At 51.5% G+C, this 23,203-nt stretch carries 18 protein-coding genes and 1 pseudogene; 9 read left to right on the top strand and 10 right to left on the bottom strand.

Annotation, left to right across the window (positions count from 1 at the left end; all coding sequences use genetic code 11):
• The first annotated feature begins 58 nt into the window (after positions 1-58).
• The 5 genes from yidC to ACR9EC_RS09040 all read left to right on the top strand — a co-directional run bounded on the left by yidC (position 59) and on the right by ACR9EC_RS09040 (position 4,723).
• A complete protein-coding gene (yidC, locus tag ACR9EC_RS09060; protein ID WP_435298907.1) occupies positions 59-997 on the top strand; it encodes a membrane protein insertase YidC in 939 nt (312 codons plus the stop codon).
• A gap of 33 nt (positions 998-1,030) precedes the next feature.
• A complete protein-coding gene (locus tag ACR9EC_RS09055; protein ID WP_435298906.1) occupies positions 1,031-1,537 on the top strand; it encodes a protein jag in 507 nt (168 codons plus the stop codon).
• Positions 1,538-1,606: 69 nt separating this feature from the next.
• Positions 1,607-2,239 (top strand): 16S rRNA (guanine(527)-N(7))-methyltransferase RsmG, encoded by a 633-nt coding sequence (gene rsmG, locus ACR9EC_RS09050; RefSeq protein ID WP_435298905.1) that lies wholly within the window; start codon positions 1,607-1,609, stop codon positions 2,237-2,239.
• Positions 2,240-2,484: 245 nt separating this feature from the next.
• Positions 2,485-3,465, top strand: a complete 981-nt coding sequence (locus ACR9EC_RS09045) for a ParA family protein (RefSeq protein WP_435298904.1) — start codon at positions 2,485-2,487, stop codon at positions 3,463-3,465.
• A 58-nt stretch (positions 3,466-3,523) separates the two neighbouring features.
• Positions 3,524-4,723 carry a ParB/RepB/Spo0J family partition protein gene (locus ACR9EC_RS09040; protein WP_435298903.1) on the top strand — a complete coding sequence of 400 codons (1,200 nt, stop codon included), beginning with the start codon at positions 3,524-3,526 and terminating at the stop codon, positions 4,721-4,723.
• Between the two features lie 502 nt (positions 4,724-5,225).
• Here ACR9EC_RS09040 and ACR9EC_RS09035 read toward each other — a convergent pair.
• The 7 genes and pseudogenes from ACR9EC_RS09035 to ACR9EC_RS09005 all read right to left on the bottom strand — a co-directional run.
• A pseudogene (locus ACR9EC_RS09035) lies at positions 5,226-6,155 on the bottom strand (D-alanine--D-alanine ligase family protein); the annotation flags it as partial.
• Positions 6,152-7,462 (bottom strand): PLP-dependent aminotransferase family protein, encoded by a 1,311-nt coding sequence (locus ACR9EC_RS09030; RefSeq protein WP_435298902.1) that lies wholly within the window; start codon positions 7,460-7,462, stop codon positions 6,152-6,154. The gene ACR9EC_RS09030 and the pseudogene ACR9EC_RS09035, both read right to left, overlap by 4 nt.
• A gap of 113 nt (positions 7,463-7,575) precedes the next feature.
• Positions 7,576-8,520: a thioredoxin-disulfide reductase gene (gene trxB / locus ACR9EC_RS09025; protein ID WP_435298901.1), complete on the bottom strand. Its 945-nt coding sequence runs from the start codon at positions 8,518-8,520 to the stop codon at positions 7,576-7,578.
• 72 nt (positions 8,521-8,592) lie between these two features.
• A complete protein-coding gene (locus tag ACR9EC_RS09020) occupies positions 8,593-10,383 on the bottom strand; it encodes a hypothetical protein (protein WP_435298900.1) in 1,791 nt (596 codons plus the stop codon).
• A 55-nt stretch (positions 10,384-10,438) separates the two neighbouring features.
• Positions 10,439-12,349 (bottom strand): murein biosynthesis integral membrane protein MurJ, encoded by a 1,911-nt coding sequence (murJ, locus tag ACR9EC_RS09015; protein WP_435298899.1) that lies wholly within the window; start codon positions 12,347-12,349, stop codon positions 10,439-10,441.
• Entirely contained in the window at positions 12,346-14,844 is a 2,499-nt protein-coding gene (locus ACR9EC_RS09010; protein ID WP_435298898.1) for a DUF6049 family protein, read from the bottom strand. The genes murJ and ACR9EC_RS09010 overlap by 4 nt, the downstream gene beginning before the upstream one ends.
• 42 nt (positions 14,845-14,886) lie before the next feature.
• Positions 14,887-15,534 (bottom strand): NUDIX domain-containing protein, encoded by a 648-nt coding sequence (locus tag ACR9EC_RS09005; RefSeq protein ID WP_435298897.1) that lies wholly within the window; start codon positions 15,532-15,534, stop codon positions 14,887-14,889.
• A gap of 205 nt (positions 15,535-15,739) precedes the next feature.
• On the opposite strand from ACR9EC_RS09005, the gene ACR9EC_RS09000 reads away from it, so the two are divergent.
• Positions 15,740-17,185 carry a CCA tRNA nucleotidyltransferase gene (locus ACR9EC_RS09000; protein WP_435300642.1) on the top strand — a complete coding sequence of 482 codons (1,446 nt, stop codon included), beginning with the start codon at positions 15,740-15,742 and terminating at the stop codon, positions 17,183-17,185.
• Between the two features lie 19 nt (positions 17,186-17,204).
• Here the strand turns inward: ACR9EC_RS09000 and ACR9EC_RS08995 are convergent, their stop codons facing one another.
• Positions 17,205-17,441, bottom strand: a complete 237-nt coding sequence (locus ACR9EC_RS08995; RefSeq protein WP_435298896.1) for a hypothetical protein — start codon at positions 17,439-17,441, stop codon at positions 17,205-17,207.
• Between the two features lie 410 nt (positions 17,442-17,851).
• Between ACR9EC_RS08995 and efeU the strand changes: the two genes are divergently transcribed.
• The 3 genes from efeU (at position 17,852) to efeB (ending at position 21,242) form a co-directional block, all read left to right on the top strand.
• Positions 17,852-18,715 (top strand): iron uptake transporter permease EfeU, encoded by an 864-nt coding sequence (efeU, locus tag ACR9EC_RS08990; RefSeq protein WP_435298895.1) that lies wholly within the window; start codon positions 17,852-17,854, stop codon positions 18,713-18,715.
• Between the two features lie 64 nt (positions 18,716-18,779).
• On the top strand, positions 18,780-19,934 hold the full coding sequence (gene efeO, locus ACR9EC_RS08985) for an iron uptake system protein EfeO (RefSeq protein WP_435298894.1): 1,155 nt from the start codon (positions 18,780-18,782) through the stop codon (positions 19,932-19,934).
• A gap of 3 nt (positions 19,935-19,937) precedes the next feature.
• Positions 19,938-21,242 (top strand): iron uptake transporter deferrochelatase/peroxidase subunit, encoded by a 1,305-nt coding sequence (efeB, locus tag ACR9EC_RS08980; protein ID WP_435298893.1) that lies wholly within the window; start codon positions 19,938-19,940, stop codon positions 21,240-21,242.
• Positions 21,243-21,326: 84 nt separating this feature from the next.
• Here the strand turns inward: efeB and ACR9EC_RS08975 are convergent, their stop codons facing one another.
• Positions 21,327-22,286: a DUF5692 family protein gene (locus ACR9EC_RS08975; protein WP_435298892.1), complete on the bottom strand. Its 960-nt coding sequence runs from the start codon at positions 22,284-22,286 to the stop codon at positions 21,327-21,329.
• Between the two features lie 122 nt (positions 22,287-22,408).
• Positions 22,409-23,074 (bottom strand): TetR/AcrR family transcriptional regulator, encoded by a 666-nt coding sequence (locus ACR9EC_RS08970; RefSeq protein WP_435298891.1) that lies wholly within the window; start codon positions 23,072-23,074, stop codon positions 22,409-22,411.
• Between the last annotated feature and the right edge of the window lie 129 nt (positions 23,075-23,203).

The raw sequence follows: 23,203 nt of genomic DNA, 5'->3' as shown, positions 1-23,203 counted from the left end.
AGCATAAAAATGTGTTCATACTCTTATGAGCACAACGTTGCTTTTGAGAGTGGACCTAATGCCGAATCTTCTCTATCCAATCGAATGGGCTGTGGCATGGATTATGTATCTGTGTCACAAGTTTTTCGTATTCCTTGGTTTGCCTGAAGGCGCCGGAGTCGCATGGATACTTTCAATCGTCGGTCTGACGATTGTTATTCGTATTATTCTCATCCCGCTGTTCTTTAAGCAGATCAAAGCTTCGCGTGCGCTTCAGATGATTCAGCCTGAGCTGCAGGCGCTTCAAAAGAAGTACAAAAACAAGCAAGACCCTGCATCCCGTGAAGCTATGGGACGCGAAACAATGGCTTTGTACAAGAAACACGGTACAAACCCAATGGCATCCTGCATGCCGATCTTGCTGCAAACCCCAATCTTCTTTGCACTGTTTAGGGTGCTGACTTCGCTTTCGCAAATCGCTGAAGGCAAAAAAGACGCAATCGGTCCCATCGACCAAGCCGTTGCACAAGCCGCTGAATCTAGCGAACTTTTTGGCGCGAGCCTCTCTGCAACGTTCTTGCACCAGCCAACTGACCTGAACACCAAAATTGTTTCAGCAGTTCTTATTGTGATGATGTGTGCGACCCTCTACATCACACAGCGTCAACTGACCATGAAGAACATGCCTCCTTCAGCAATGGTTGGGCCAATGGCTCAAACCCAAAAGATCATGCTGTATTTAATCCCAGGCATGATGGCTATTTCCGGTGTGAACTTCCCAATCGGTGTTCTTCTCTACTGGGTTGTTACTAACTTGTGGTCCACAGGACAACAGTTCTACACAATCAGCAGAATGCCTGCTCCAGGTTCAGAAGCCGAGAAGCTATTCAACGAGCGTAAAGCACGTAAGGCTGCCAAGAAGGGCATCGTCATTGAGGCAGAGCAGCCCACCATCATTGAAGCCCCGCGCGGCCAGCGGCAGCAGCCAGTGCGTAAAAACCGCAAGAAAAAGAAGTAGCAATACTTCATGTGAACTTTGACAGGAGAAAACATGACAGACAAAGCGGAGGGCACTACAGCCCGCAGTCGTGTCACGATGCTTGAAGAAGAAGGCGAAGTAGCAGCCGACTATCTTGAAGAGTTGCTTGATATTGCTGATCTAGATGGCGACATTGAGATCGATGTAGAGCATGGGCGTGCAGCTTTAGCAATTGTGGCTGACGACAATTCAGTTATTAAGCATCTCGTCGGACACGACGGGGAAGTATTGGACGCAATCCAAGAACTCACCCGACTCGCTGTCCAAGCAAAAACGGGAGAGCGTAGCCGACTCATGTTGGACATTGCTGGTTTCCGCGCAGCACGTAAGAGCGAACTTACTGTGCTTGCAAAGAACGCAATTGCCAAGGTTAATGAAACCGGCCGCGCAATTTCTCTTGAGCCACTGAACGCGTTTGAACGTAAAGTTGTTCACGACGTTGTTACAGCAGCTGGTTTAACAAGCGAATCTCATGGCGAGGATCCTCAACGATACATTGAGATCTCTCCCGCACAGTAAAGCGTGAATTGAAGGGGTCTGCATGTTTCACGTGAAACATGCAGACCCCTTCCTGTTGATTGGATAAAAATGGATGCATCGCTGAACCCAGAAGAGGTTGCAGAGTTCTTTGGCGATTCTTTTGATCAGGTAGCAATGTTTGCTGATCAACTCGCGATTCAAGGCGAGCTGCGCGGTCTTATTGGACCACGTGAACTGGAGCGTTTGTGGGAACGCCATATTTTGAACTCCGCGGCAGTCGTTCAGTATCTGCCAAAGCAGGGAACCATTGTTGACATCGGTAGCGGCGCTGGTCTTCCAGGGATTGTCATTGCGTGCATGCTTCCTGACGCAGAAATCAAACTCATTGAACCAATGGAGCGCCGCTGCGCATGGCTTTCTGAAATGGTCGATGAGTTAGAACTGCAGAACGTTGAAGTGAAGCGGGGTAGGGCAGAAGAGTTCCACGATGCTTTTACCGCGGATGCAGTAACAGCACGTGCAGTCGCAGCACTAGATAAATTGTCACGTTGGGCTTTGCCGCTATTGCATGAAGGCGGCGAAATGGTCATCCTCAAAGGCCGTTCAGTAGCAGAAGAAATTGAACCGGCACGTAAAGTCTTACGGAAATTCAAGTGCACTGAACCAGAAATTTTGCAGGGTGCAACCTTGCCAGGTGTTGAGAGCACAACAGTTCTTAGGACTGTTCGCACCAAGCCATAATTAAGCTGTCGAACAGTGAGGGCGGTGATGTTTCACGTGAAACATCACCGCCCTCACTGTTTTCGTTGTGATTTTTGATGAAACTCTCACACGATTAATCCGTGTACATTACTGCGTATTTTTGTTGTTCAAAGTATCGTTGGAGTACTGCCGGAAAATGCTGTTAAGGCAGTCGATTACAACAACTAACAAAATGTGTTGGCAATGTAGTCCACAAAACAAACTTTCTGCAAGGAGGAAGCTCCGTGACAGCCGATTCATCCATCGGAAGCGCGTTTGAAGTAGGCTCACAGGATCGTGAAGAGAGAGTGCAAGCGCTCTTGAGCTCCATCCCACTTGCAGACGAAACAACACCATTGGCTGCACAACTTGCAGAAGACACTCGTCGTCGCGTGTCATTGCAAGGGTTGCAATTTCAACGCCCAGAGTCCACTCGAATCATTACTGTGGCGAACCAAAAAGGTGGGGTAGGGAAGACAACCACAACCGTCAACCTCGCTGCTTCGCTCGCGCAAGGAGGACTGAATGTCCTCGTTATTGATTCGGACCCGCAAGGAAACGCGTCTACAGCACTTGGTGTGGACCATCGTTCAGGGATTCCCTCTATTTACGATGTTCTGGTTAATGAAGAACCCTTGAGTTATGCAGTAGCACAATGCCCAGACTTTGAGTCACTTCTGGTTGTTCCAGCGACCATAGATTTGTCTGGTGCAGAGATTGAACTAGTCTCTCTTGTTTCACGTGAAACACGATTGCGTCGCGCCGTCGATGAGTATGTCAAAGAGCGTGCGGAACAAGGGCTGCCACGGCTTGACTATGTACTAGTTGATTGCCCGCCAAGCCTTGGTCTTTTAACTGTCAATGCGTTTGTGACAGGACGGGAAGTGCTCATCCCTATTCAGTGCGAATATTATGCGCTTGAAGGGCTGAGCCAACTATTGAAGACCATTCAAATGATTCAATCTCATTTGAACCGTGACCTTCATGTGTCAACTATTCTTTTGACCATGTATGACGCGCGTACTAATCTCGCACAACAAGTAGCCAAAGAAGTGCGTGACCACTTCGGTTCACAAACACTTGCAACAACAATTCCTCGTTCCGTGCGTATATCTGAAGCTCCCTCATATGGGCAGACGGTCGTATCGTACGAACCTACTTCAACAGGTGCGCTTGCATATCGCCAAGCAGCATTTGAGCTCACTCAAAACGCCTCTGCGCAATGAGTACGTGGTTCTTCAACAGTGATTTATCGGGTGTTTAGGGTTATCGGAGGCAGTGAGCGTGGCTGAGAAAAAACGTGGTTTAGGCAAGGGCTTGGGAGCTCTGATCCCAACTGCACCGGAAGTTGATCGACCTGTTGATGTTTTCTTTCCTGATCAAAATCAGGGAGAAAAAACTGCACCACGAGACACGCTCTTATCTACTGGAGCACGTGAATTATTAACGGCACCTCCACGTAAACGTGGCGGACATGAAACTCACGGCGTAGATGCCGTTGGGCGAAACCCCGGCACCTCTGAACGAACAGCGAAAAGCCCAAGCGATTCGGAAGTAAGCGCTCGGTATCAAGAAGAATCAAAAGCGCGTACAGAACCTGTACTAAAGGAGCGTGCTCCTCGTCGCGCGCTTACACTAGAAGCGGAACCGGATCTGGTTCCAGTGCCAGGTGCAACTTTTGCTGAGCTTCCAGTTGGGCTTATCAAGCCGAACCCTAAGCAGCCACGAACAATTTTTGATGAAGATGAATTAGCTGAACTCGTTGACTCGATTAAAGAGATCGGTGTTTTGCAGCCTGTGGTTGTTCGTGCCGTTGCTGACGGGTTTGAGCTTATTATGGGTGAACGCCGTTGGCGGGCAACCCAAGAAGCAGGCTTGTCGTCGATACCTGCGATTATTCGCGAAACCGAAGACCAAGATTTGTTGCGCGATGCATTGCTTGAAAACCTGCATCGAAGTGCATTGAACCCGTTGGAAGAGGCTGCCGCATACCGTCAACTTTTAGACGACTTTGGCTGCACTCATGAAGAATTGGCGATGCGAATAGCGCGTTCTCGTCCTCAAATTTCGAATACGTTGCGGTTGTTGAATCTTCCGCCGCTGGTGCAGCGACGAGTTGCTGCGGGTGTTCTTTCGGCGGGGCATGCGCGTGCATTGCTTGGGTTAACTGACCATACGGATATTGAGCGTTTGGCGCAGCGAATTGTTGCGGAAGGTTTGTCTGTGCGGGCAACGGAGGAAGCCGTTGCACTGGGTAGTGAGAAGCCTTCTGTGCAAAAATCCCGAGCTGTGCGTGCTGAACGTAATGCTGCGGCCGACGAGTTGGCCGGTAGGCTTTCAGATCGTTTTGAAACGCGGGTGAAGGTGGACTTTGGAAAATCCAAAGGAAAGCTCACCGTTGAGTTTGCGACAGTTGATGACTTGAACCGGATTTTGGCGGTTATGGCACCGGAAGAGTCAGGCTTTACTGATTCTGACAACTAGTTAAAAATTTGTCAGAAAACTGGCTGTAAAAAACGGCCCGTAAATCGACAAACCGAACTACCGGCTTATGATCCATCGTTGCCCAGTAAATTCGGCCCCCAGCGGGCCTTCTGTGCAATTTTTGGTCCTCTGTGGCACGGAAATGAGCGCGAAAAACAAAAAGTGAGGGGCTCACACGCATTGTGCGTGTGAGCCCCTCACTTATACAGAAAACTTAAAACAGTTCATGCCCGCGCATGTAATCTTCAGGTGCGCCAGATTCTTTCTCGTCGTCACCGTCTGACCCAGACTCAGCAACAAGCGAGCCCTCAGCAGAACCATGCAACACATAATTATCGCCGGCATGCACATCAGCTTCAAGATCAACTGACGCATCACCATCCACGGCAGGAGACTCAGCAGAAGGCGCCAACGGAACTTCGCCAACAGCAAGAGCCGCCGCCACAGCAGCGCCCGCCTGTACCGGCTCATGCGGCGCCACCTGACCCGAACCGTCAATGATCGCATTCACCCAACGGGCGTACACCTTACCTAAAGGTTCACCGGAGACGAGGATCGATTGTGGCAACAAAGAAGTCTCCGTCATACCAGGGGCAACATTAACTTCAAGGAACCAGACCGTTCCCTGCTCGTCAAGGATCAGATCGGTTCGCGAAATATGACGCAAACCAAGCACCGTATGAGCAGTAACAGCAGCTTGGCTCACTGCTTCAAGCTGCTCCTCATCAAGACGAGCCGGAGTGAAATACTGGGTACGGCCAGGGTTATAGCGCGCGTCGTAGTCGTATGGTCCATCTGTCACAATCTCAACTGGAGGAAGAGCTTGTGCACCTTCAGGAGTATCAACAACAGAAACAGCGATCTCAGTACCAATGATCGCTCTTTCAACAAGAGCCAAATCGCCATAAGCGAAACAGTCCACAAATGCCTGCGGTAACCGCGCAGCATCCTCAACCAACGTCACGCCGAGCGCAGAACCACCGCGAGCAGGCTTCACCACTAGCGGCAAACCAATCTTGGAAACCACTGAATCCATGACCGATTTAGCACCAAGTTCACGGAAAAGCGACTGTGGAAGAGTCACATACCCTGGAGTGTTAATGCCAACAGCAGAAAGCACAGACTTAGCAACAGGCTTATTCCATGCGACCCGGCTCTCACGAGGACGCGTCCCAAGATAAGGAACATCCAAGAGTTCAAGGATGTCTCGCAAAGAACCATCCTCACCACTCGCGCCATGCAATAGCGGCCACACTAAATCAGGCTCTGCAGCATGTAAACGAGGAATCAGCTGAGCATCAACATCAAGCACATCAACACTCACCCCCGCACTGCGTAAAGCCTCAGCAACACGACGTCCCGAACGAATCGAAACATCACGTTCATGCGATAAACCACCAGCGAGAATAACAATATGTGGAGCGTTGCTCATGCGATATCAGGTCCCGGTACGTCGACGTCAGTAACATCATCAATTTGTGGCGAAGTCCCAAAGATTTCAACGGACTCGCGTTCCGCGCTTACAACAGCCGCAAGGCGACGAACCCCCTCACGGATCGTTGCTTCGTCGGGGTAACAGAAGGAAAGGCGAAGATGATCCGCGCCAGTCCCGTCATAGAAGAAAGCAGTGCCAGGCGTGTACGCTACACGACCAGTTACTGCACGAGGCAGCATAGTTTTAGAGTCAAGCCCCGGCGGAAGCTTCACCCACACATAAAAACCGCCATCAGGAACATTCCATTGTGCGTCCGGTAAAAACTCAGACAGGGCGGAAATCATTGCGTCTCGACGGGACTTATACATGGATTGGAAATCAACAATTTGTTTTTTCCAATCATGATTCGACAAGTACGCCTCAATAGCCATCTGTGAGGCGTGCGAGGGGCTGAGAATAGCTGACTCTTGCGCTAAAACAAGTTTTTCACGCACAGCATGTGGCGCGACAACCCAGCCAACACGGTAACCAGGTGCGAAGGTCTTAGAGAAAGACCCAAGGTAAATAACGCCTTCGTCGTCAAAAGCGCGCATTGCTGGCGTTGGCTCGCGATCAAAACCAAGCAAACCATACGGGTTGTCTTCAACGATGACAACATTATGGCGCTTGCATATAGCCATAACTTCGTGACGACGCTCTAATGAGAGCGTGACACCAGCAGGATTGTGGAAGTTAGGGATCGTGTACAAGAACTTAACGCGTCGGCCTTCAGCTTTTAGCCTCGTCAAAGTAGCATCAAGTTCATGCGGCACGAGACCATTAGCGTCCAATGGCACATGCTCAATTTCTGCCTCATACGAACGAAAAACAGAAAGAGCGCCAACATATGAAGGCGCTTCAGCGACGATTACATCACCAGGATCAATAAAAATTCGAGTAACGAGATCAAGGGCTTGCTGCGAACCAGTTGTCACAACGACATCATCTGGATGTGCTTCGATGCTTTCCAACTTCATAACATCAACGATGTGTTCACGAAGTTGCTGACGACCTTGACCCGACCCGTACTGCAAAGCAGTCATGCCTTCTGTGGCAATAACTTTTGCGGTTAATTCCGCAATATCATCTAACGGTAAATCAGCGAGATTCGGCATGCCACCAGCAAGTGACACCACCTCTGGGCGACTTGCTACCGCAAAAAGCGCTCGAACCTCAGACGCGCGCATCTTGTGCGCACGCTGCGCATAGGAGCCGAACCATGGGTCTAAACGTGTTCCCTTTGCGGGTGGGTTATTCGATGTCACCCAAACAGTTTCGCATGTTTTTCAACTAATTCGATTGAGGCGACAAGACCCACTCACAATGTGAACATAAATCACGGTGTGGCAACACATGCGTGCTGCCACACCACAAAAGGTCAGCTCAAAGATTCCAAGAAGTGCTGCGCGTCGAGAGCAGCTGCACAACCAGAACCTGCTGCAGTGATTGCTTGACGGTAAGTGTGATCGACCAGATCACCACAGGCAAAAACGCCTTCAAGGTTGGTTTTTGTTGTTCGTCCAATAACCTGCACGTAGCCGTTGGCGTCAAGATCAATCTGCTCTTTAACAAGCTCAGAACGTGGGTCATGCCCGATCGCGACGAATACGCCTGTTGCGTCGAGGACACGCTCTTCACCTGTGACGGTGTCACGCAACGTAACGTTTTCTACCTTGTCGGTGCCGTTGATTCCCACAACTTCAGAGTTCCAAGCAAACTCAATTTTTGGGTCGTTCAAAGCACGCTCAGCCATGATCTTTGATGCACGTAGTTCGTCACGACGGTGAACTACAGTAACTTTGGAAGCGAAACGAGTTAAGAAGGTTGCCTCTTCCATGGCAGAGTCTCCACCACCGACAACAACAATGTGCTGATCGCGGAAGAAGAAGCCATCGCATGTTGCACACCATGACACGCCACGGCCAGAGAGACGCTTTTCGTCTTCTAAACCGATTTCTCGGTAGGCAGACCCAGTCGCCAAAATGACAGCACGTGCGGTTAGGGTTTCACCGCCACCAGTCACGATTGTTTTGACAGGCCCATCAAGTTGAACGTCGGTTGCATCATCCCATTCGATAACAGCACCAAACTTTTCTGCCTGCTTTTGCATGTTTTCCATGAGGCTTGGGCCCATAATGCCATCTGGGAATCCAGGGAAGTTTTCCACGTCAGTGGTGTTCATTAGTGCGCCACCTGCAGTAATAGAACCTGCAAGAACGAAAGGCTTGAACCCAGCACGTGCCGCGTACACTGCGGCAGTGTATCCAGCGGGGCCTGATCCGATGATGACGACATCGTGTGTGGCGGTCTCAGTCACTGTCATTCCTTTAGTCGTGTGTGAAGTAGTTTCATGGGGGATAACGCAGCGAAGCTCGAAAATAGTCCCGAGACGTTTTTATGTAGCGCCGATCTCGTAAATAACGATTCGGTTCTTGCCGGCGTCATCTTGAGGAAGTTCAGTGAACCACAAAACAAAAGTTTGGGTTTTTGCAGGTTCAGAAAGCTTAAAGTGGGTCTCTCCGTCGAGTGAACCGGAGGCAAGGACTTTACCTTTAGTTGGATTTTTAGCGTTGGTAGCGCGAATCTCTACTTTTCCGCCAACGCTTCCGCTCGAGACAAGAACCGAAGAAACCGTGGATTTTTCTTTGAGTTTAACTTCAATTCCAATGCCGGTTTTTAAGTTCGAGAATTGGGGAGTTTTGTATGTGCGTGAGTACCAGAACTTGGTGGAGTCACCGTCAACTAGACGATCTTGTAATTCAGGGTGTTCGTTTTCGTCGCCCTGAGGGTCAAGAGATTTTGCGGAAGCGACTTCTGGAAGAACGATCTTCTTGGTGGCTTCTTCAGTTGGTTTTGGCTTTTCTTCACCGTTGGCTTCAACAGGTGTTGGTCTGCCCGTTGGTGTCACGATTGCGGGTTTTGTTGGTGTGCCAAGGACTGCAAGCGACCAAAATAATCCGAAAAGAACTATTGCAGCAAAGAAAATTAAAACAAAAGTTGTTGAGTTAAAAGAGAAAGCGGACTTGCTAGAAGAACTTTGAGTCTGATTAGCCACTGTTTCTGGTTCTGGTTCTGGTTGGGGAGATGGAGTCGGCGCATATGCACCGAATTGGGGTCGTTCTTTTGTTGCCGGAACGAACCTCGGAGGAGTTCCAGTGGGTAGAGAAGCCGCAGCTGCAATGCCTTCAGTGCCGGTAGAACCGATAGAAGCATTGCTTGGGCTCGTCGCTTCAGGGATACCCCCTGAAGCGGCGATTGCTGCTGCCGCTCCACCAATAGTGGGGGTGGAATAGTGTGCTGGGTTCGCGAGAGGCTGAGAACCAGGAAGTGGGGCTGTAGTAGGGGAGAGCGTGGACCGTGCACTTAACCGTTGGGGTGGGCTAGGTACTGGCGGAACAGGTTCTTCTGGGCTTTCTTGAGAAGGCGCAACGTGTGTGTCAGCGACCTCGGGCAGATCGTCGGGAGTCCATGCGTCAAGGGCTTCAAGGAACTCGTGCACGGTTGTGATAGACGTGTTTGTTCCGTTGAGTACGTCAGTTGTTAACGCATCAAGTTCAGGGGTTACCCCTGGAACTATTTCGGTGAGGCGTGGCAGCGGCGAATTGTCTTGCTCATGATAGTTAGACATCAGCCCTGTCATCATGAAATACGCTAATGCGGATAGTCCGCGTGCATCTCGTAGGTTTAATTCTTGTGGCGAATAGTCGAGGTTTACGCCAAGAACATTACGAGGAACAAGACCACAGATTTTTACTGTTTGCCCTTTGAAATACACAGAATCAGCGGTGATGTTTCCGTGATGTAAGCCTTTTTCTGCGGCTTTAATCAGGTTCGTTGCAATGGTTCCCACTACAGCTGTTGCTTGGCGTGGGGTGAAAGTTGCGGCAGAAATTGCCATTGCTGTAGTCACACCGTGAGGGCGTTCCGTAACAACAAAGCGTTGATCAGCGCCCTTATCAATGACATCGATGACACGTGCAATTCCATCAACACTGATTTGTGCTGTTGCACGAGCCCGATCGAGCGCTCCCTTAGGAACCTGCGAATCGATGACGTAAAGGTTTACTTCACGGGAAAAAATCGTGTCTTGTGCATGCCATATTTCGGCTTTGGAATGTGGCGAAGCAACTTTTTCTGTTACTTCATAACGGGCAACAACGACTGTACCTGTAGTTAAACGAGTCACTGATTATCTCCCCTTCGCACTCTACGGGTTGACGCTAATCCTATGCTGCAAGAAATCACTTTGATACCCGCTTGCGTGTGATTTTCTTAAGGATGGGATCAAGCAGTGCGTTTAGTTCTTGGACTTTCATGAGTTGCAAAGTAAGTAGGTAGATGGCTGTCATTAGCCCACCAACGAGTGCACACACGATAAAAGCCCATACTACTGAGTCTGAAGAATTGAATTCCCACACTCGAAGGACAAACCATCCTACAAGCGCCGCGATACCAGCCGCTACTACAAGCTGAACGTGAAGGCGAATAATTCGTGCAAGATCCATTCCGCCGAGACGTTTTGTCATGCCACCGATACGCAGAATGACGGCTATCAGGTTGGATAAACTCATGGCGATTCCGATTCCAAAAACCCACCATTCGCCTGGGGCGACAAGAGCTGCAATGAGCGAGCCCAACATGAGGACGATTGTGACTGGGATTTGGAATAGGAAGATGGTTTTTCCGTCTTCGAAGGCGTAGTACACCCATTTCATGAGGACCATCGCACCAAGCGGCATTAGTCCGAGCCCCATCGCCCACACAACTTTAGAGACGACTTCGACTTCTTCGGGAGCAAGCGTTGGAATAAGTAGCTTTGTGACCGGCAGCGACAAGACAAGGAAAATCGCTGTCGCAAAAATTGTGAATACCGCAATGACACGTAAGCCTTTAGAGACGAGCGCGCTGACTGTTTCAGTGTCGTTTTTGGCTGCTGCTGCACTCATTCCAGTAAAGAGGGCGGTGGCAACGGAAACGGTGACCAGTGAGTGAGGGAGCAGGTAGACCATGAGCGCTTGCGTGTATGAAGCGTTACCGGCTACAACATCTATTCCGTTGCTTGCATTTTCTGGTGCTGCCGTTGCAATTTTAGTGGAAACCCATACTGCAATTTGGTCAAGCATGAGGGCGAGGAAAGTCCACATACCGACGCGACCAATTGATCGTAAGCCAATTCCACGCACTCCAAATTGGATGCGCCACCGGAACCCGCCTCGATAGAGCGGAACGAACAAAATTAATGCTTGGCTTGCTACACCTAGGGTGGCAGCTGCACCAATGAACGCAATTTTTGGTGCGTCCCATGATGAGAGGTCGGTGACGCTGCCGGTAGCAACGGGCGCGTACACGAGGAGGAAGAGCCCAAAACCAATAATGGAGATTACGTTGTTGAGTGCGGGCGCCCACATGTAGGGGCCGAATTGACTGCGCGCGTTAAGGATTTGCCCAAGGATGGTGTACAGGCCGTAGAAGAACAGCTGTGGGATACACCAGAAAGCGAAGGCTACGGCAAGACCGGTTTGTGCTTCAGTCCAGTCGTCAGTTGTGTATAGAGCGACGACGAGGGAAGCCCCGGCAGTAAAAATGAGGGTTATACCCAACAGAATTGATGCTGAGAGCGTGATCAGTTTGTTGAGGTTTTCTTGCGCGTTTGGCGAGCGGTATGCGCGCATAACTTGCGGCACGATGACTGCGTTGAGTACACCACCGGCGATGATCGCGAAGAGAATGTTTGGGATTTTGTTTGCGATGTCGAAGGCGTCAGCGACAGCGCCTGTTGCTCCGAGTGCGGCTACGAGGAGCAGGTTTCGTACGAGTCCAAGAACACGTGAAACGGCTGTTCCAGATGCCATGAGCAGGGAACTGCGCCCAACGGATGCTGTGGGTGTGGGCGGAACGTTTTCTGTGGTGTGTTCTTCTGCTGGGGATTTTTGGGGTGAGGAAGCTGCTGGGGGTGGCGTTGTAGGTTCTGCTGCGCGTTGTGGGGCTCGTGGCGTGTATGAGCGGCTGCTCGCACCGGACAGGTCAAAGGTTGGTTGGCGTGTTTGACCGTTGTTGTTGGGTACACGGTTTGAAGACGAGATGCGTCGCCGAGAGCTAGCGGCATTGGGTGAATGCGTTGGGTTGTGTTCTGGGGTGTTGTTGTAGCTCATTTTGTCTCCGCCCGTGGGTCTGGCTCTGTTGGGGAAGACGCGGACGCACTATGGCGGTGTGCTTCTTCGTGTTCTTCTGCGACGAGTTCTTTGGTGTGTGCGACGAGGTCGGGGTGGGTGGAGCCGATTTCAGTGTCTGCGGCTGGTCCACCTTCAGTTTCTGCTTCGACGAGTGCGAGTGTTGTTGCTGCTTCTTCTCGTGAGGTTCGTCTGCGTGCACGGCTTCGTTTTACTGTGCGTAGGATTCCGCCGCCGAGTAGGAGTACGAGGAGGGCAACTACTACGCCTGTTCCCATGTTTTCCCAGTCTGCTCGTACTCGTACGTTAAAGGATCCGGATGCGGTTGCGTATTTTCCTTCTTCGTCTAGGAGGACAACGCTGACGACGACGTTGCCTGATCCGACGGCAGAAACTGGTACGCGTGCTGATTCTGATGAGCGTGCGGGGATGGTGAGTGGCACGGATTCTTTGGCTTGTAGTCTTGGGTCGTTTGGCCGTAGTTGGAGTTGGATGTTTACGGTTTGGTTGAGGTCGTTTTGTACTGTGACTGGTATTTCTGATCCGGTTGAGATCAGGTTGATGTCACTTCCTGTGACCACGCTTATTCCGTTGAGTGTTGTTGAGCTTGCTGTGTTGAGTTGTGTGACTGCTTGGTCGTGTCCTGCAGGGTCGGTGAGCCACGCGTTTGAGGTTACTGCGCGGGTGGCAGCTTTGTAGGGTGCGACAAAGGTTGCTGGGTCTTCGACGATGTGGGAGAGGGTTTCGATGCTGCGGTATTGTGCACGCAGTTTTGAGAATCCTTGGTTGTCGAAGAGTTCGATGCTTTGGGGGGTTGCTCGCAACGTGTATTTGTCGTTGTCGTCGTTTTTTGATTCTGCAATGGCACCGATGTCTATGGGGGATACCCAGGGCAGTGACGTGAGTGCTGAGAGTTGTGCGGATGCGATTACTGGGTCAGGGTTCCAACTGCGTGGCGTCGAAATGACGAGGTTTCTGACTTCAGATGGGCGTTCTTTGGCTATGACTGCTAGCTCTGAGATGAAGCGTTGTCGTGCGGTGAGTGGGTTAGCTGTTTCAGGGTCTGTGATCAGCGAGCTGAGGGTTTCGTCTGAAGCTAATACTCGTGCGGTGCCGTCGGGCGTTGTTTTGGAGAATGTCGCGTTTGGTGTGTAGGTGAGCGACTTTTTTGCGGTGAGGCTGCCTGATTGTGCTATTACCCAGGGGCTGCCTGATTGTGCGGCTGTGTTGACGACCGTTGCGGACATGGCGTCTGCTGTTGGCCACACGAGTTGGGTGGAATAGTCGAGTTCTTTGGTCGCTGGATGTGAAGCTTTGGACGTGGATGGTATCCGTAAGCCAGCACGTGCATATTGGGCTGGATCGAGGTCGTAGGCAGGGAGTGCGAAGAGCTCTCGACTTTTGCTGTCGTTGAAGAGTTGTTGCGTCCAAGCAGATGAGTCTTGTTGCTGTTGCGTGGGCTCAAATGTTTGGTCTTGTGGTGTTTCTGTTGTGGTTGGTTCTGGTGTGGGGGTGCTGGTGTCGGTTTCGTCGCTGGCTGTTGACTCTTTTTCGGGGTCTTCTATGGGTATTGTTGCGGCGTCTGTTGTTCCTTGAATGAGTTGAGGGTCAAACGCTAGTGCAACGTGCGAGGAGCCTTTTACCGCATCGAGTACGTGTTGCAGCCGCGAGCTTGGTTGTGTCGCGTTGAGGTATGCGTCGCGGGTTGCTGTGGTGTCGAGGGGGTTTACCGCTGGACCTGTGAGGGGAACGATTGCCGCTACTTCAAGTGTCGGTTTTGTTTTTTCAGGGGCGGAATACCACAGCAGGTAGGTGTAGAGGGAGTCGAGGCGGGCGTTTTTTTCTCCGTCGTGGTCGCCACGTAGGGTGAGGGACACTCCGCGTGGCCCCCAGCCTTCTATACCGCCGAGGAGCTGGAATGTTGCCGCGTCGAGGGTGAAGCTGACTGATTTTGACTGGTCGGGGGCGAGATCAGCGCCGAGGTCTTTTCGTAGGAGTTCGCTGCCGAGTGGCCCGGAGAGGCCGTGTTGCGACCATTGACTGAGGGAGATGCGTGAGGAAAACCGGTACCGCATGAGGTCAAATGTGATTGCGGGGTTTTTGATGGTCTGGTCGGTTTTGTTTGTTATTTGTGCGCGCACAGTCACGGTGTCTGTGGGTTGCACGGTGACGGGGGAGAACTCTTCTAGCTCAATCATCGCTTTGATTGAGTCTGCCCGCTGCAAAGTTTTTGTATCTTTGGCGGTGCTCACACCGAAGGGGGAGAGCGCTGATTCTGGTGCCACACTGCTGAGAACGTTGTGTACGAGGAGATCGGTGATCCCGTCGGGTTCGTTAGGGTCAGCGTTTTCTTGTGACTCGAATTGGTTGTGCGCTCCGTAAGCGGATTCGGGCTGAATCAGGACGCTTGTGACGGCGAGTACGAGGGTGCACAGCATGGCAAGGGCGGCTGGAAACGCGCGACGCGATTCGGCCACCTTGGTCTGGGGCGTAGAACTAAAGACAGGCAACATTGATTACTATTGTTCCGGTTTAATCTGTGAGTCGTCATCTCGCACAAAAGGTGCATGCAACCTGCGCAAATTCTCCGCACGGCGTTTGAGGAGGAGTTCGTGTGCAATGCCTGCTAAACGACGTTCGTTTGGGTAGCTCAGTCGCGTGTTGAGATATTCAAACGCGATCCACTCTACGTCTTCTGCTTCTGAATCTGGATCGCCTTCAACGGTGAGATATCCCCCTAGTGCGTCAAGAAGGAAATGGTGAACCACTTTGTGAACGCGGCGATCGTCTCCGGTAAACCAGTAATCGATTTTCCCGAGGGCGCGACGAACTTCACCAGTGATACCGGTCTCTTCTTGTATTTCGCGGATTGCTGCTTCCTCTGCGGTTTCTTCACCTTCGAGGTGGCCTTTGGGTAGGCACCATTCAAGACGTCCAGCACGGTTTCTTCTCGCTATCACTGCAGCGTAGAATGTTCCGGCCTCATATTTCACGACGAGCCCACCCGCTGAAGTTTCTTCGACGACGGGCAGATCGGGTGCGGTGAGTGCAGGATTGTAGTGTGTGACGGGTGCGTGCCGCGGGCGATTGGGGTTTATCCTCAATGGGTGACCACCCGGGGGCGCAGGGACCGCTATGCGGTCGTCGGGGCGCTCGTTGGTGGACATATCGCCACTTTATCTTTAAGTAGCGGATTTTGGGTTGCGGCTACCCGAGAGCCACCCATATTCGCCACGAAAACCACTACCAATAGTGACGGTTGCAACTGTTGTTGTTGGGTTAGCGTAAGCCATAGGATTCGGAGATCTACACGTGTCTAAAGCCCTTAGCCTCCCTGATGCACAGATTTTGCAGCGCAGGGTTCATGCTGTGATGGATCATATGGACCCGACTGTTGTGGCTTTGGGTGAAGTTTTTGCTGAGGCAGGACACGAACTGTCTATTGTTGGTGGTCCAGTGCGTGACGCCTTACTAGGTAGGGCTTCACACGATCTTGATTTTGCGACGTCAGCGCGCCCCGATGAAACCATTGCGTTGTTGTCCAAATGGGGTGACGCGCATTGGGATATTGGTAAAGAGTTCGGCACTATTGGCGCTAAACGTTTTGCAACGAAACAGTCGCCGGAGATCGTCGTTGAAGTAACGACGTATCGCACTGATGAATACGATCCTGAATCACGTAAGCCACTCGTCGTTTTTGGTGACACTCTTGAAGGGGACCTTTCCCGACGAGACTTTACTGTTAACGCGATGGCGATTCGGGTTCCACAACGTGAGTTTGTTGATCCTTTTGATGGTTTATCTGATCTTGCTGCTGGAGTGTTACGTACCCCAATTGCGGCAGAAAAATCTTTCGACGATGACCCATTACGCATGATGCGTGCTGCCCGTTTTGCGGGACAGTTAGGGTTTGACGTTGAAGAATCTGCTTTTGCGGCGATGCTTGCCATGACTGACCGTATTGAGATTGTTTCTGCGGAACGTATTCACGACGAGTTAAATAAGCTTGTGCTTTCGGTAGACCCTGTGCGGGGCTTAGGGGTTTTGGTTGATTCGGGGCTTGCTGACAAGGTGATCCCTGAGGTCCCAGGTATGAAGGCAGCAACGGACGAACACAAACGCCACAAGGACGTGTATTCGCATTCGCTTACGGTGTTGCAGCAGGCTATTGATCTTGAAACAGGCCCGGATGGGGCAGTCCCCGGCCCAGATCTTGTGCTTCGTCTTGCAGCTTTACTGCATGACATTGGTAAACCTGCGACTCGCAAGTTTGAAGCTAACGGTTCTGTGTCTTTTCACCACCATGAACTTGTTGGCGCCAAGATGGCAGCTAAACGTATGCGTGCGCTGAAGTATGACAAAGAGACAACAAAAGCAGTAGCTCGTCTTATTGAACTGCATTTGCGTTTCCATGGTTATGGCGAGGGCACGTGGACGGATTCTGCTGTGCGCCGGTATGTCACTGATGCGGGGCCTATGTTGGAGCGGCTGCACAGATTGACTCGTGCTGACTGCACTACTCGGAATAAAGGGAAAGCCCGTCGTCTTTCGGACGCTTATGATTCGTTGGAGTCTCGTATTACAGAGATTGCTGCGCAGGAGGAACTTGCTGCGATCCGCCCAGACCTCGACGGCGAGCAGATCATGTCGATCTTGGGTATTAAGCCTGGTCGGGCTGTTGGCGCTGCATATAAGTTCTTGATGGAGATGCGCCTTGACGAAGGACCCGTTGGCGCTGATGTGGCACGTGAGCGTTTGCTGGAGTGGTGGGCTGACCACTCACATGAATTTGATGGGCAACGCACCTACGAAAACTGATCGTGATGTGCCTTGTGGGTTAGTTTTCCCGACGAGAGCGTAGTGCACGTTTAATTTTTGAAAGCGCCCACGCCATGATGCACAGCCCAAAGGCGGAGAGAACTATTTTCTGCTCTAGAGGGGACGTTGAGGTGCACTCGCTAGAGAATGCGCTGTCCGTGCATTGCACAGTTTCGTAACCCCACATGAGGCTCATTAGTACAACGACGGCGCATGCAATCGTGATCCACGGCCATAGTGGTGTGTGTTTTGCCATTGGAATGGCACCTCCGTTTTTAGCTTTTCTATATCATGTGGGGAAATCCAAGAATTTTACAGTCCTTTCGATTGAATAGTTCTTTTCGTTATATTTAACTGAAAAGTGACTGTGTTGAGACGGTGATCTGTGCGTCACATTTTTTGTGGTGCCTGCCTGAGGGTGAGGCTAAAACCATCTATATGTGCTGGTCGTTGCCACGTAAGCACTGTGGCTGCGAGAAATGGTGTTGTTTACGTTTCGGAATAAATGATCACAATGTGATCAACCCTCTTGTGAATGAGGAAAGGCAAGCCTAACCTAAACAAGCACTGGGCGTGTGTGTGCACACCCCTCAAGCAGCTACGGCCAGCTTGGCAGTGTGCTCGGTCCACCTTCGCTCCGAGCAAACCCTGTAAAAGGTAACCAACATGACCGGCAACTTCCTCATCGGTTTACGTGAAGGACTAGAAGCAGCACTCGTCATCGTGCTCTTGCTCGCCTACCTCAAAAAAAGCGGACGCACACACCTGATCCCAAAAATGTGGATGGGAATCGCAGTCGCAATCACCGTGTCGCTTATCTTCGGAGCTGTTCTCACATTCGGTCCCAAAGGACTCACCTTCGAAGCCCAAGAAATCATTGGTGGCACCCTCTCCATCCTCGCTGTTGGACTCGTAACATGGATGCTCTTTTGGATGGCCAAAGCATCGCGAACCCTCAGCAGCGACCTCAAAAAACAGGTAGATAAAGCCGCAGACGGACCCACATGGGGGATCGTCCTCGTCGCCGCATTAGCCGTTGGACGAGAAGGCCTAGAAACAGCCCTGTTTATATGGGCGTCAGCGCGCGCAACAGGACAAACATGGCAGCCGCTGGTCGGCTCCCTGCTTGGTATTGCCGCTGCTATTGCAATGGGAATGCTGATTCACCGTGGCGTACTAAAAATTAACCTCTCCACCTTCTTTAAATGGACAGGTGCCGCACTCGTCGTCGTTGCAGGTGGCGTGCTCGCATACGGCATCCACGACCTCCAAGAAGCACGCGTACTGCCGGGCCTACACAACCTTGCTTTCGATGTTTCACACATCATTTCGCCAACAGGTTGGCTAGGAACATTCCTCAAAGGCATCTTTAACTTCTCGCCAGCCACCACATGGCTAGAAGCAATCGCATGGGTGCTGTACGTCGTGCCAGTAATGTTCCTCTACTTACGTGCAGTAAACGCACCAAAGAAAACACCCACCGCAGCCAGTGCCTCCACCACCACAGCGACACCACACCCTGCCTCATAAAACTGTGTTGTGTTGTGCGCCCTCACACAACGAAAACACTTCGTTTCACATTCAAAGGAACACCATGAAGTCCCGCATCGCTTTAACTTGTGCCGCAGCAGGAACCGTACTTCTCCTTGCTGCCTGCACCGACAACACTGCACCAACAGCCGGCAATGGCGTCATCAACGTCACCAGCACCGACGACGCATGCACGCTCAGCACCGACACAACTCCGGGTGGCACCCTGAAATTTAACGTCACCAACAAAGGCACTCAAGTCACAGAGTTTTATCTCCTTGCCGAAGACCGCCTGCGTATCATCGGTGAAGTTGAAAACATCGGCCCAGGCTTAACCCGCGACCTTGTTGTGCTTGCCCCCGAAGGCTCCTACTACACTGCATGCAAACCCGGCATGATCGGTGACGGAATCCAAGCACCCTTCACCGTCAGCGCAGCACCCGAAGGGCAAGAAGTCTCAGCTGACCGTGCAGCACTCCAAAAAACTGCAACAGATCAGTACGCGTCATACGTCCGCGAACAAACAGAACAACTCGTCCGCGGCACAGAAGAATTTGCGCAAGCATTCACTGCAGGAGACGACGACAAAGCACGCGAACTCTACCCAGTTGTACGCATGCACTGGGAACGTATCGAACCAGTCGCAGAATCTTTCGGTGACCTCGACCCAATCCTTGACGCACGTGAAGCAGACCTTGAAGCAGGCCAAGAATGGACCGGCTGGCATCGTGCAGAAAAAGACCTGTGGCCACCACAAGACGGCTACACAGCACTCACCTCAGAAGAGCGTTCAGCTCTCATGGAGAAGATGGTCGCAGACACTCAAACCCTGCACACCCGCACCCAAGAGCTCACTTTTACGGCAGACAACCTCGCTAACGGCGCTAAAGAACTCCTCGACGAAGTAGCAACAGGAAAAGTAACAGGTGAAGAGGAAATCTGGTCTCACACAGACCTGTGGGATTTCCAAGCAAACCTCGAAGGCGCAAAAATCGCTTACGAAAACTTACGCCCACTGCTCGCAGGAACAGAAGACGACCTAGACGCAACCCTCGAAAAGAAGTTTGCTGAACTTCAAACACTCCTCGACCAATATCGAGTAGGCGAAGGATTCGTGTACTACGACAAACTCACCACACAGCAAGTGCAAGAACTCAGCTCGGCTGTTGACGCACTATCCGAGCCTTTGTCCAAACTCACGGCAGCAGTGGTGAAATAACGCATGTCAACGCCGCACCACAACGAACAGCAGCCACCCGCTTCAGCAGATAACACTCGAGGATTGTCTCGTCGTGCCGTACTTGCCGTAGCAGGTGCCGGAATTTTTGGTGCGGCAACAGGCGTTTTTACCCATAAAGCAGTCGCAGACAATCATGCTGCAACCCCAGTTAATGACACGGTTCCACTGTTTGGGAAACACCAAGCAGGGATTGCAACGGACGCACAAGACAGAATGCACATTGCTGCTTTTGATGTCACCACTGAAAGCCGCGACGAACTTATTGCCTTGTTGCGTGAATGGACGTCAGCGATTGAGCAAATGGTGCAAGGGCGCGAAGTGGGGGAGAGCGGCGCTACATCTGGCCCCTATGACGCCCCGCCAGACGACACGGGCGAAGCTCTAGATTTAGAGGCGGCACACCTGACCGTGACGTTAGGGTTTGGTCGCTCTCTCTTTGTGAAAGGCGAGGCTGCACGTTTTGGGCTTGATGGGCGATTGCCTGAAGAACTCATTGATCTGCCGCACTTTCCGGGCGACATGCTTGAAGAAGAACGAACCGGCGGTGACATTGTGCTGCAAGCATGCGCAGACGACCCACAAGTGGCCGTCCACGCGGTGCGCAATCTTGCCCGAATCGGTTTCGGGAAAGTGCGTGTGAGGTGGTCACAAATAGGTTTTGGGCGCACATCCTCAACGTCAACAACGCAAAAAACGCCACGTAACTTGTTTGGTTTCAAAGATGGAACCGCCAGCATCAAAAGCCAACAAACCGATGTGATGGATGAGCATGTGTGGGTGTCTACTGGGCAAGGCAGCCAAGCATGGATGGCAGGCGGAACATACATGGTTACCCGACGTATACGCATGCACATCGAAACGTGGGACAGGGCGCCACTACGAGAGCAAGAAGCCATAATGGGGCGAACGAAAAAAGAGGGTGCCCCACTCTCTGGCGGACACGAATTTACGACACCAAACTTTGACTTACCGGGACGATCTGGGCCACTCATCGACGTGAACTCCCACGTGTCAATCGCACACCCGACACACAACAACGGTGTGCACATGCTTCGTCGGGGCTTCAATTACACGGACGGCTCTGATGGTTTAGGGAAACTCGATGCAGGATTGTTTTTTATTGCTTTCGTTGTAGACCCACGCACTCACTACGTTCCGATGCAAACCGCCATGGCTAAGAACGATCTCTTATCGGAGTACTTACGGCACACAGGGTCAGGGCTCTTTGCTGTGCCGCCAGGAATCAGCGCTGACCAATACATTGGCCAGCAACTTTTCGACGAGTAACTCACGGCTTTGCCGTAAAAAACGATGTGGGGGCTGGTTTCACGTGAAACCAGCCCCCACACGTATGTATTCGTCGTCGAATAGTTATGAAGCAGCTGCTGGTGTTGCAGGCTGAACGGATGCATCGTCGCGAAGTTTTGCCACTGCTTGGAAGGCAGGAAGCTCAGGGTAGAGCTCGTCTTTAAGTGGGTGGCGTTTCTTCACGATGACTGTGCGAACTTGGTAAACAAGTACGGCAATGTTCACGAGTAGCGACAGCAGTGAGACTGTGAACAGTGCTGTCGTGCTGTGTGACGAATCCACCGCAAATTTAGAGTCAGAGACGAATGATGGCACCGCCATGGTGAACATCATCCAGAACGCTAGCGTGTGTGCACGGTGCTGCAACCATGCACCCCGACGAATGAAGAACGCTGGGATAGTGCAGGCGATGAGGAGTGCGGCGCCAGCGTAGAAGGCGTGGTCGCCTACGCAGTTGTACACATATGCGAAGTTCCAAATGTCGTATGCGATGATCCAGAACCACAGCATGTCTGGCCACAGCATGTCTTGGAATTTATCGCGAGAAATGAAGATACCAACCCAACCACAAATAGTAATCAGGTTAATGATTCCGGCAACGCCGTTCATGATGTTCCATGGGCCACCGATCATGTACACGCCATCGACGATGCCTTCAGAGATGCCAGCAACCTCAAAATCGCGGATGACAGCCTCAAAAATGTTGATGCCAAGAATTGCGGGAGGGAACCACAGCGCGTATTTGTTTGCGGCAATGCGTGGGTTGTAACGCAAAACCATGAACCCAACACAGCCTGCTAACGCTGAATACACTTTGACCCAGTGGAACCACGTACCCGTGGACGACCCTGCGCCTGCCGTGTGGGGCCACACGAAAATCGTCAAAATGATGGGCAGAACAATAAAGACTGCGTAGGCGGCAACTTTAGACCAGCGGACGAGTTCGTTGAGGCCAATAAGTACGCCTAAAACAACGAACCACATAGCAACCTGATACCAGGTTAAAGATTCGAAAAGGAACATGCGGAACTCCTTATGAGGGATGTCCACAACAGGTATTGCGGACTCGTGTGGGATAGGAGAACCCCTCTGAACTGCTGCGTTATCGGGTGCCTAAGCGGGGTGCACGCGACAACACTGGTGTTTTAGCTGTCGCCAGGTTCCTCCTTAACAGCAGGTTGTGGAGTGTGGAATGTTTGCGAGGCAGGTAGATGCAAGACCTGACGGGTGATGTCCACAAGCACGTTGTCGCTGATTGCTGGATTGTTACGTGCAAGCCCTACCAGCCCATAAATCAAGACGTAAAAGGTTTCACGAACGTGACTGATTTCGATGCGGTGACGTTGCGCGTAAGCCTCGATAGTTGTCAGTTGCAGGCAGTCAACTATCGCGGTGACTGCTTGATGCAAAAACCGGTTGTACAAGCCCGTGTTTTCAATACGCTGCAACTCGGTGTGCATCGGATTCATAGTGCGAAGCTGACTGCGGAAAAGCGCAATGCAGTCGACGAGTGCTTTATCAATATTTCCAACTTCACGTGCTGCATCCCAGCGGCGCACAGCTTGAACAAACTCTGCAACATACTGGTCAAGGACAGCAGTGATGAGTGCGTCTTTGTCGGGGAAATAGTGGTAGATCAAGCCTCTAGCAACGCCGATTTCGCGTGCAATATCAGTGAAGGAGGTTTTTGCTATGCCGCGTGTGGCAAACAATAAGCGGGTGGCATTCACAATTTCTTGTGCCCGTTCATCAGGGTCGATGCGTAAAGCCCTGTCCTGATTGTTTTTTGGTTGCCTGTTCAGACTTGGCATTGTGCCTCCCACCTTCATGCTTTCCTTCACACTATGAACACTATTGACACATCGTCAATAAGAAAATGAATAGTTGAGCCTAAAGTCCTGTGCTGAAACAGGCCGTAAAGAAGAAAAATCAGACTAGGG

It is taken from the genome of Timonella sp. A28 (genome assembly GCF_051200815.1).
Taxonomy (GTDB): domain Bacteria; phylum Actinomycetota; class Actinomycetes; order Actinomycetales; family Cellulomonadaceae; genus Timonella.
The sequence above is the reverse complement of the archived record's forward strand: the minus strand, read 5'-3'. Positions and strand labels throughout refer to the sequence as shown.

Bases quoted from the DNA above. Each gene is read 5' to 3' on its own strand.
- ACR9EC_RS09000 (WP_435300642.1), top strand. From the start codon at position 15,740: ATGGATCATATGGACCCGACTGTTGTGGCTTTGGGTGAAGTTTTTGCT.
- efeU (WP_435298895.1), top strand. From the start codon at position 17,852: ATGACCGGCAACTTCCTCATCGGTTTACGTGAAGGACTAGAAGCAGCA.
- murJ (WP_435298899.1), bottom strand. From the start codon at position 12,349: ATGAGCTACAACAACACCCCAGAACACAACCCAACGCATTCACCCAAT.
- ACR9EC_RS08995 (WP_435298896.1), bottom strand. From the start codon at position 17,441: ATGGCAAAACACACACCACTATGGCCGTGGATCACGATTGCATGCGCC.
- ACR9EC_RS09055 (WP_435298906.1), top strand. From the start codon at position 1,031: ATGACAGACAAAGCGGAGGGCACTACAGCCCGCAGTCGTGTCACGATG.
- ACR9EC_RS09005 (WP_435298897.1), bottom strand. From the start codon at position 15,534: ATGTCCACCAACGAGCGCCCCGACGACCGCATAGCGGTCCCTGCGCCC.
- yidC (WP_435298907.1), top strand. From the start codon at position 59: ATGCCGAATCTTCTCTATCCAATCGAATGGGCTGTGGCATGGATTATG.
- ACR9EC_RS08975 (WP_435298892.1), bottom strand. From the start codon at position 22,286: ATGTTCCTTTTCGAATCTTTAACCTGGTATCAGGTTGCTATGTGGTTC.
- rsmG (WP_435298905.1), top strand. From the start codon at position 1,607: ATGGATGCATCGCTGAACCCAGAAGAGGTTGCAGAGTTCTTTGGCGAT.
- efeO (WP_435298894.1), top strand. From the start codon at position 18,780: ATGAAGTCCCGCATCGCTTTAACTTGTGCCGCAGCAGGAACCGTACTT.
- efeB (WP_435298893.1), top strand. From the start codon at position 19,938: ATGTCAACGCCGCACCACAACGAACAGCAGCCACCCGCTTCAGCAGAT.
- trxB (WP_435298901.1), bottom strand. From the start codon at position 8,520: ATGACAGTGACTGAGACCGCCACACACGATGTCGTCATCATCGGATCA.
- ACR9EC_RS08970 (WP_435298891.1), bottom strand. From the start codon at position 23,074: ATGCCAAGTCTGAACAGGCAACCAAAAAACAATCAGGACAGGGCTTTA.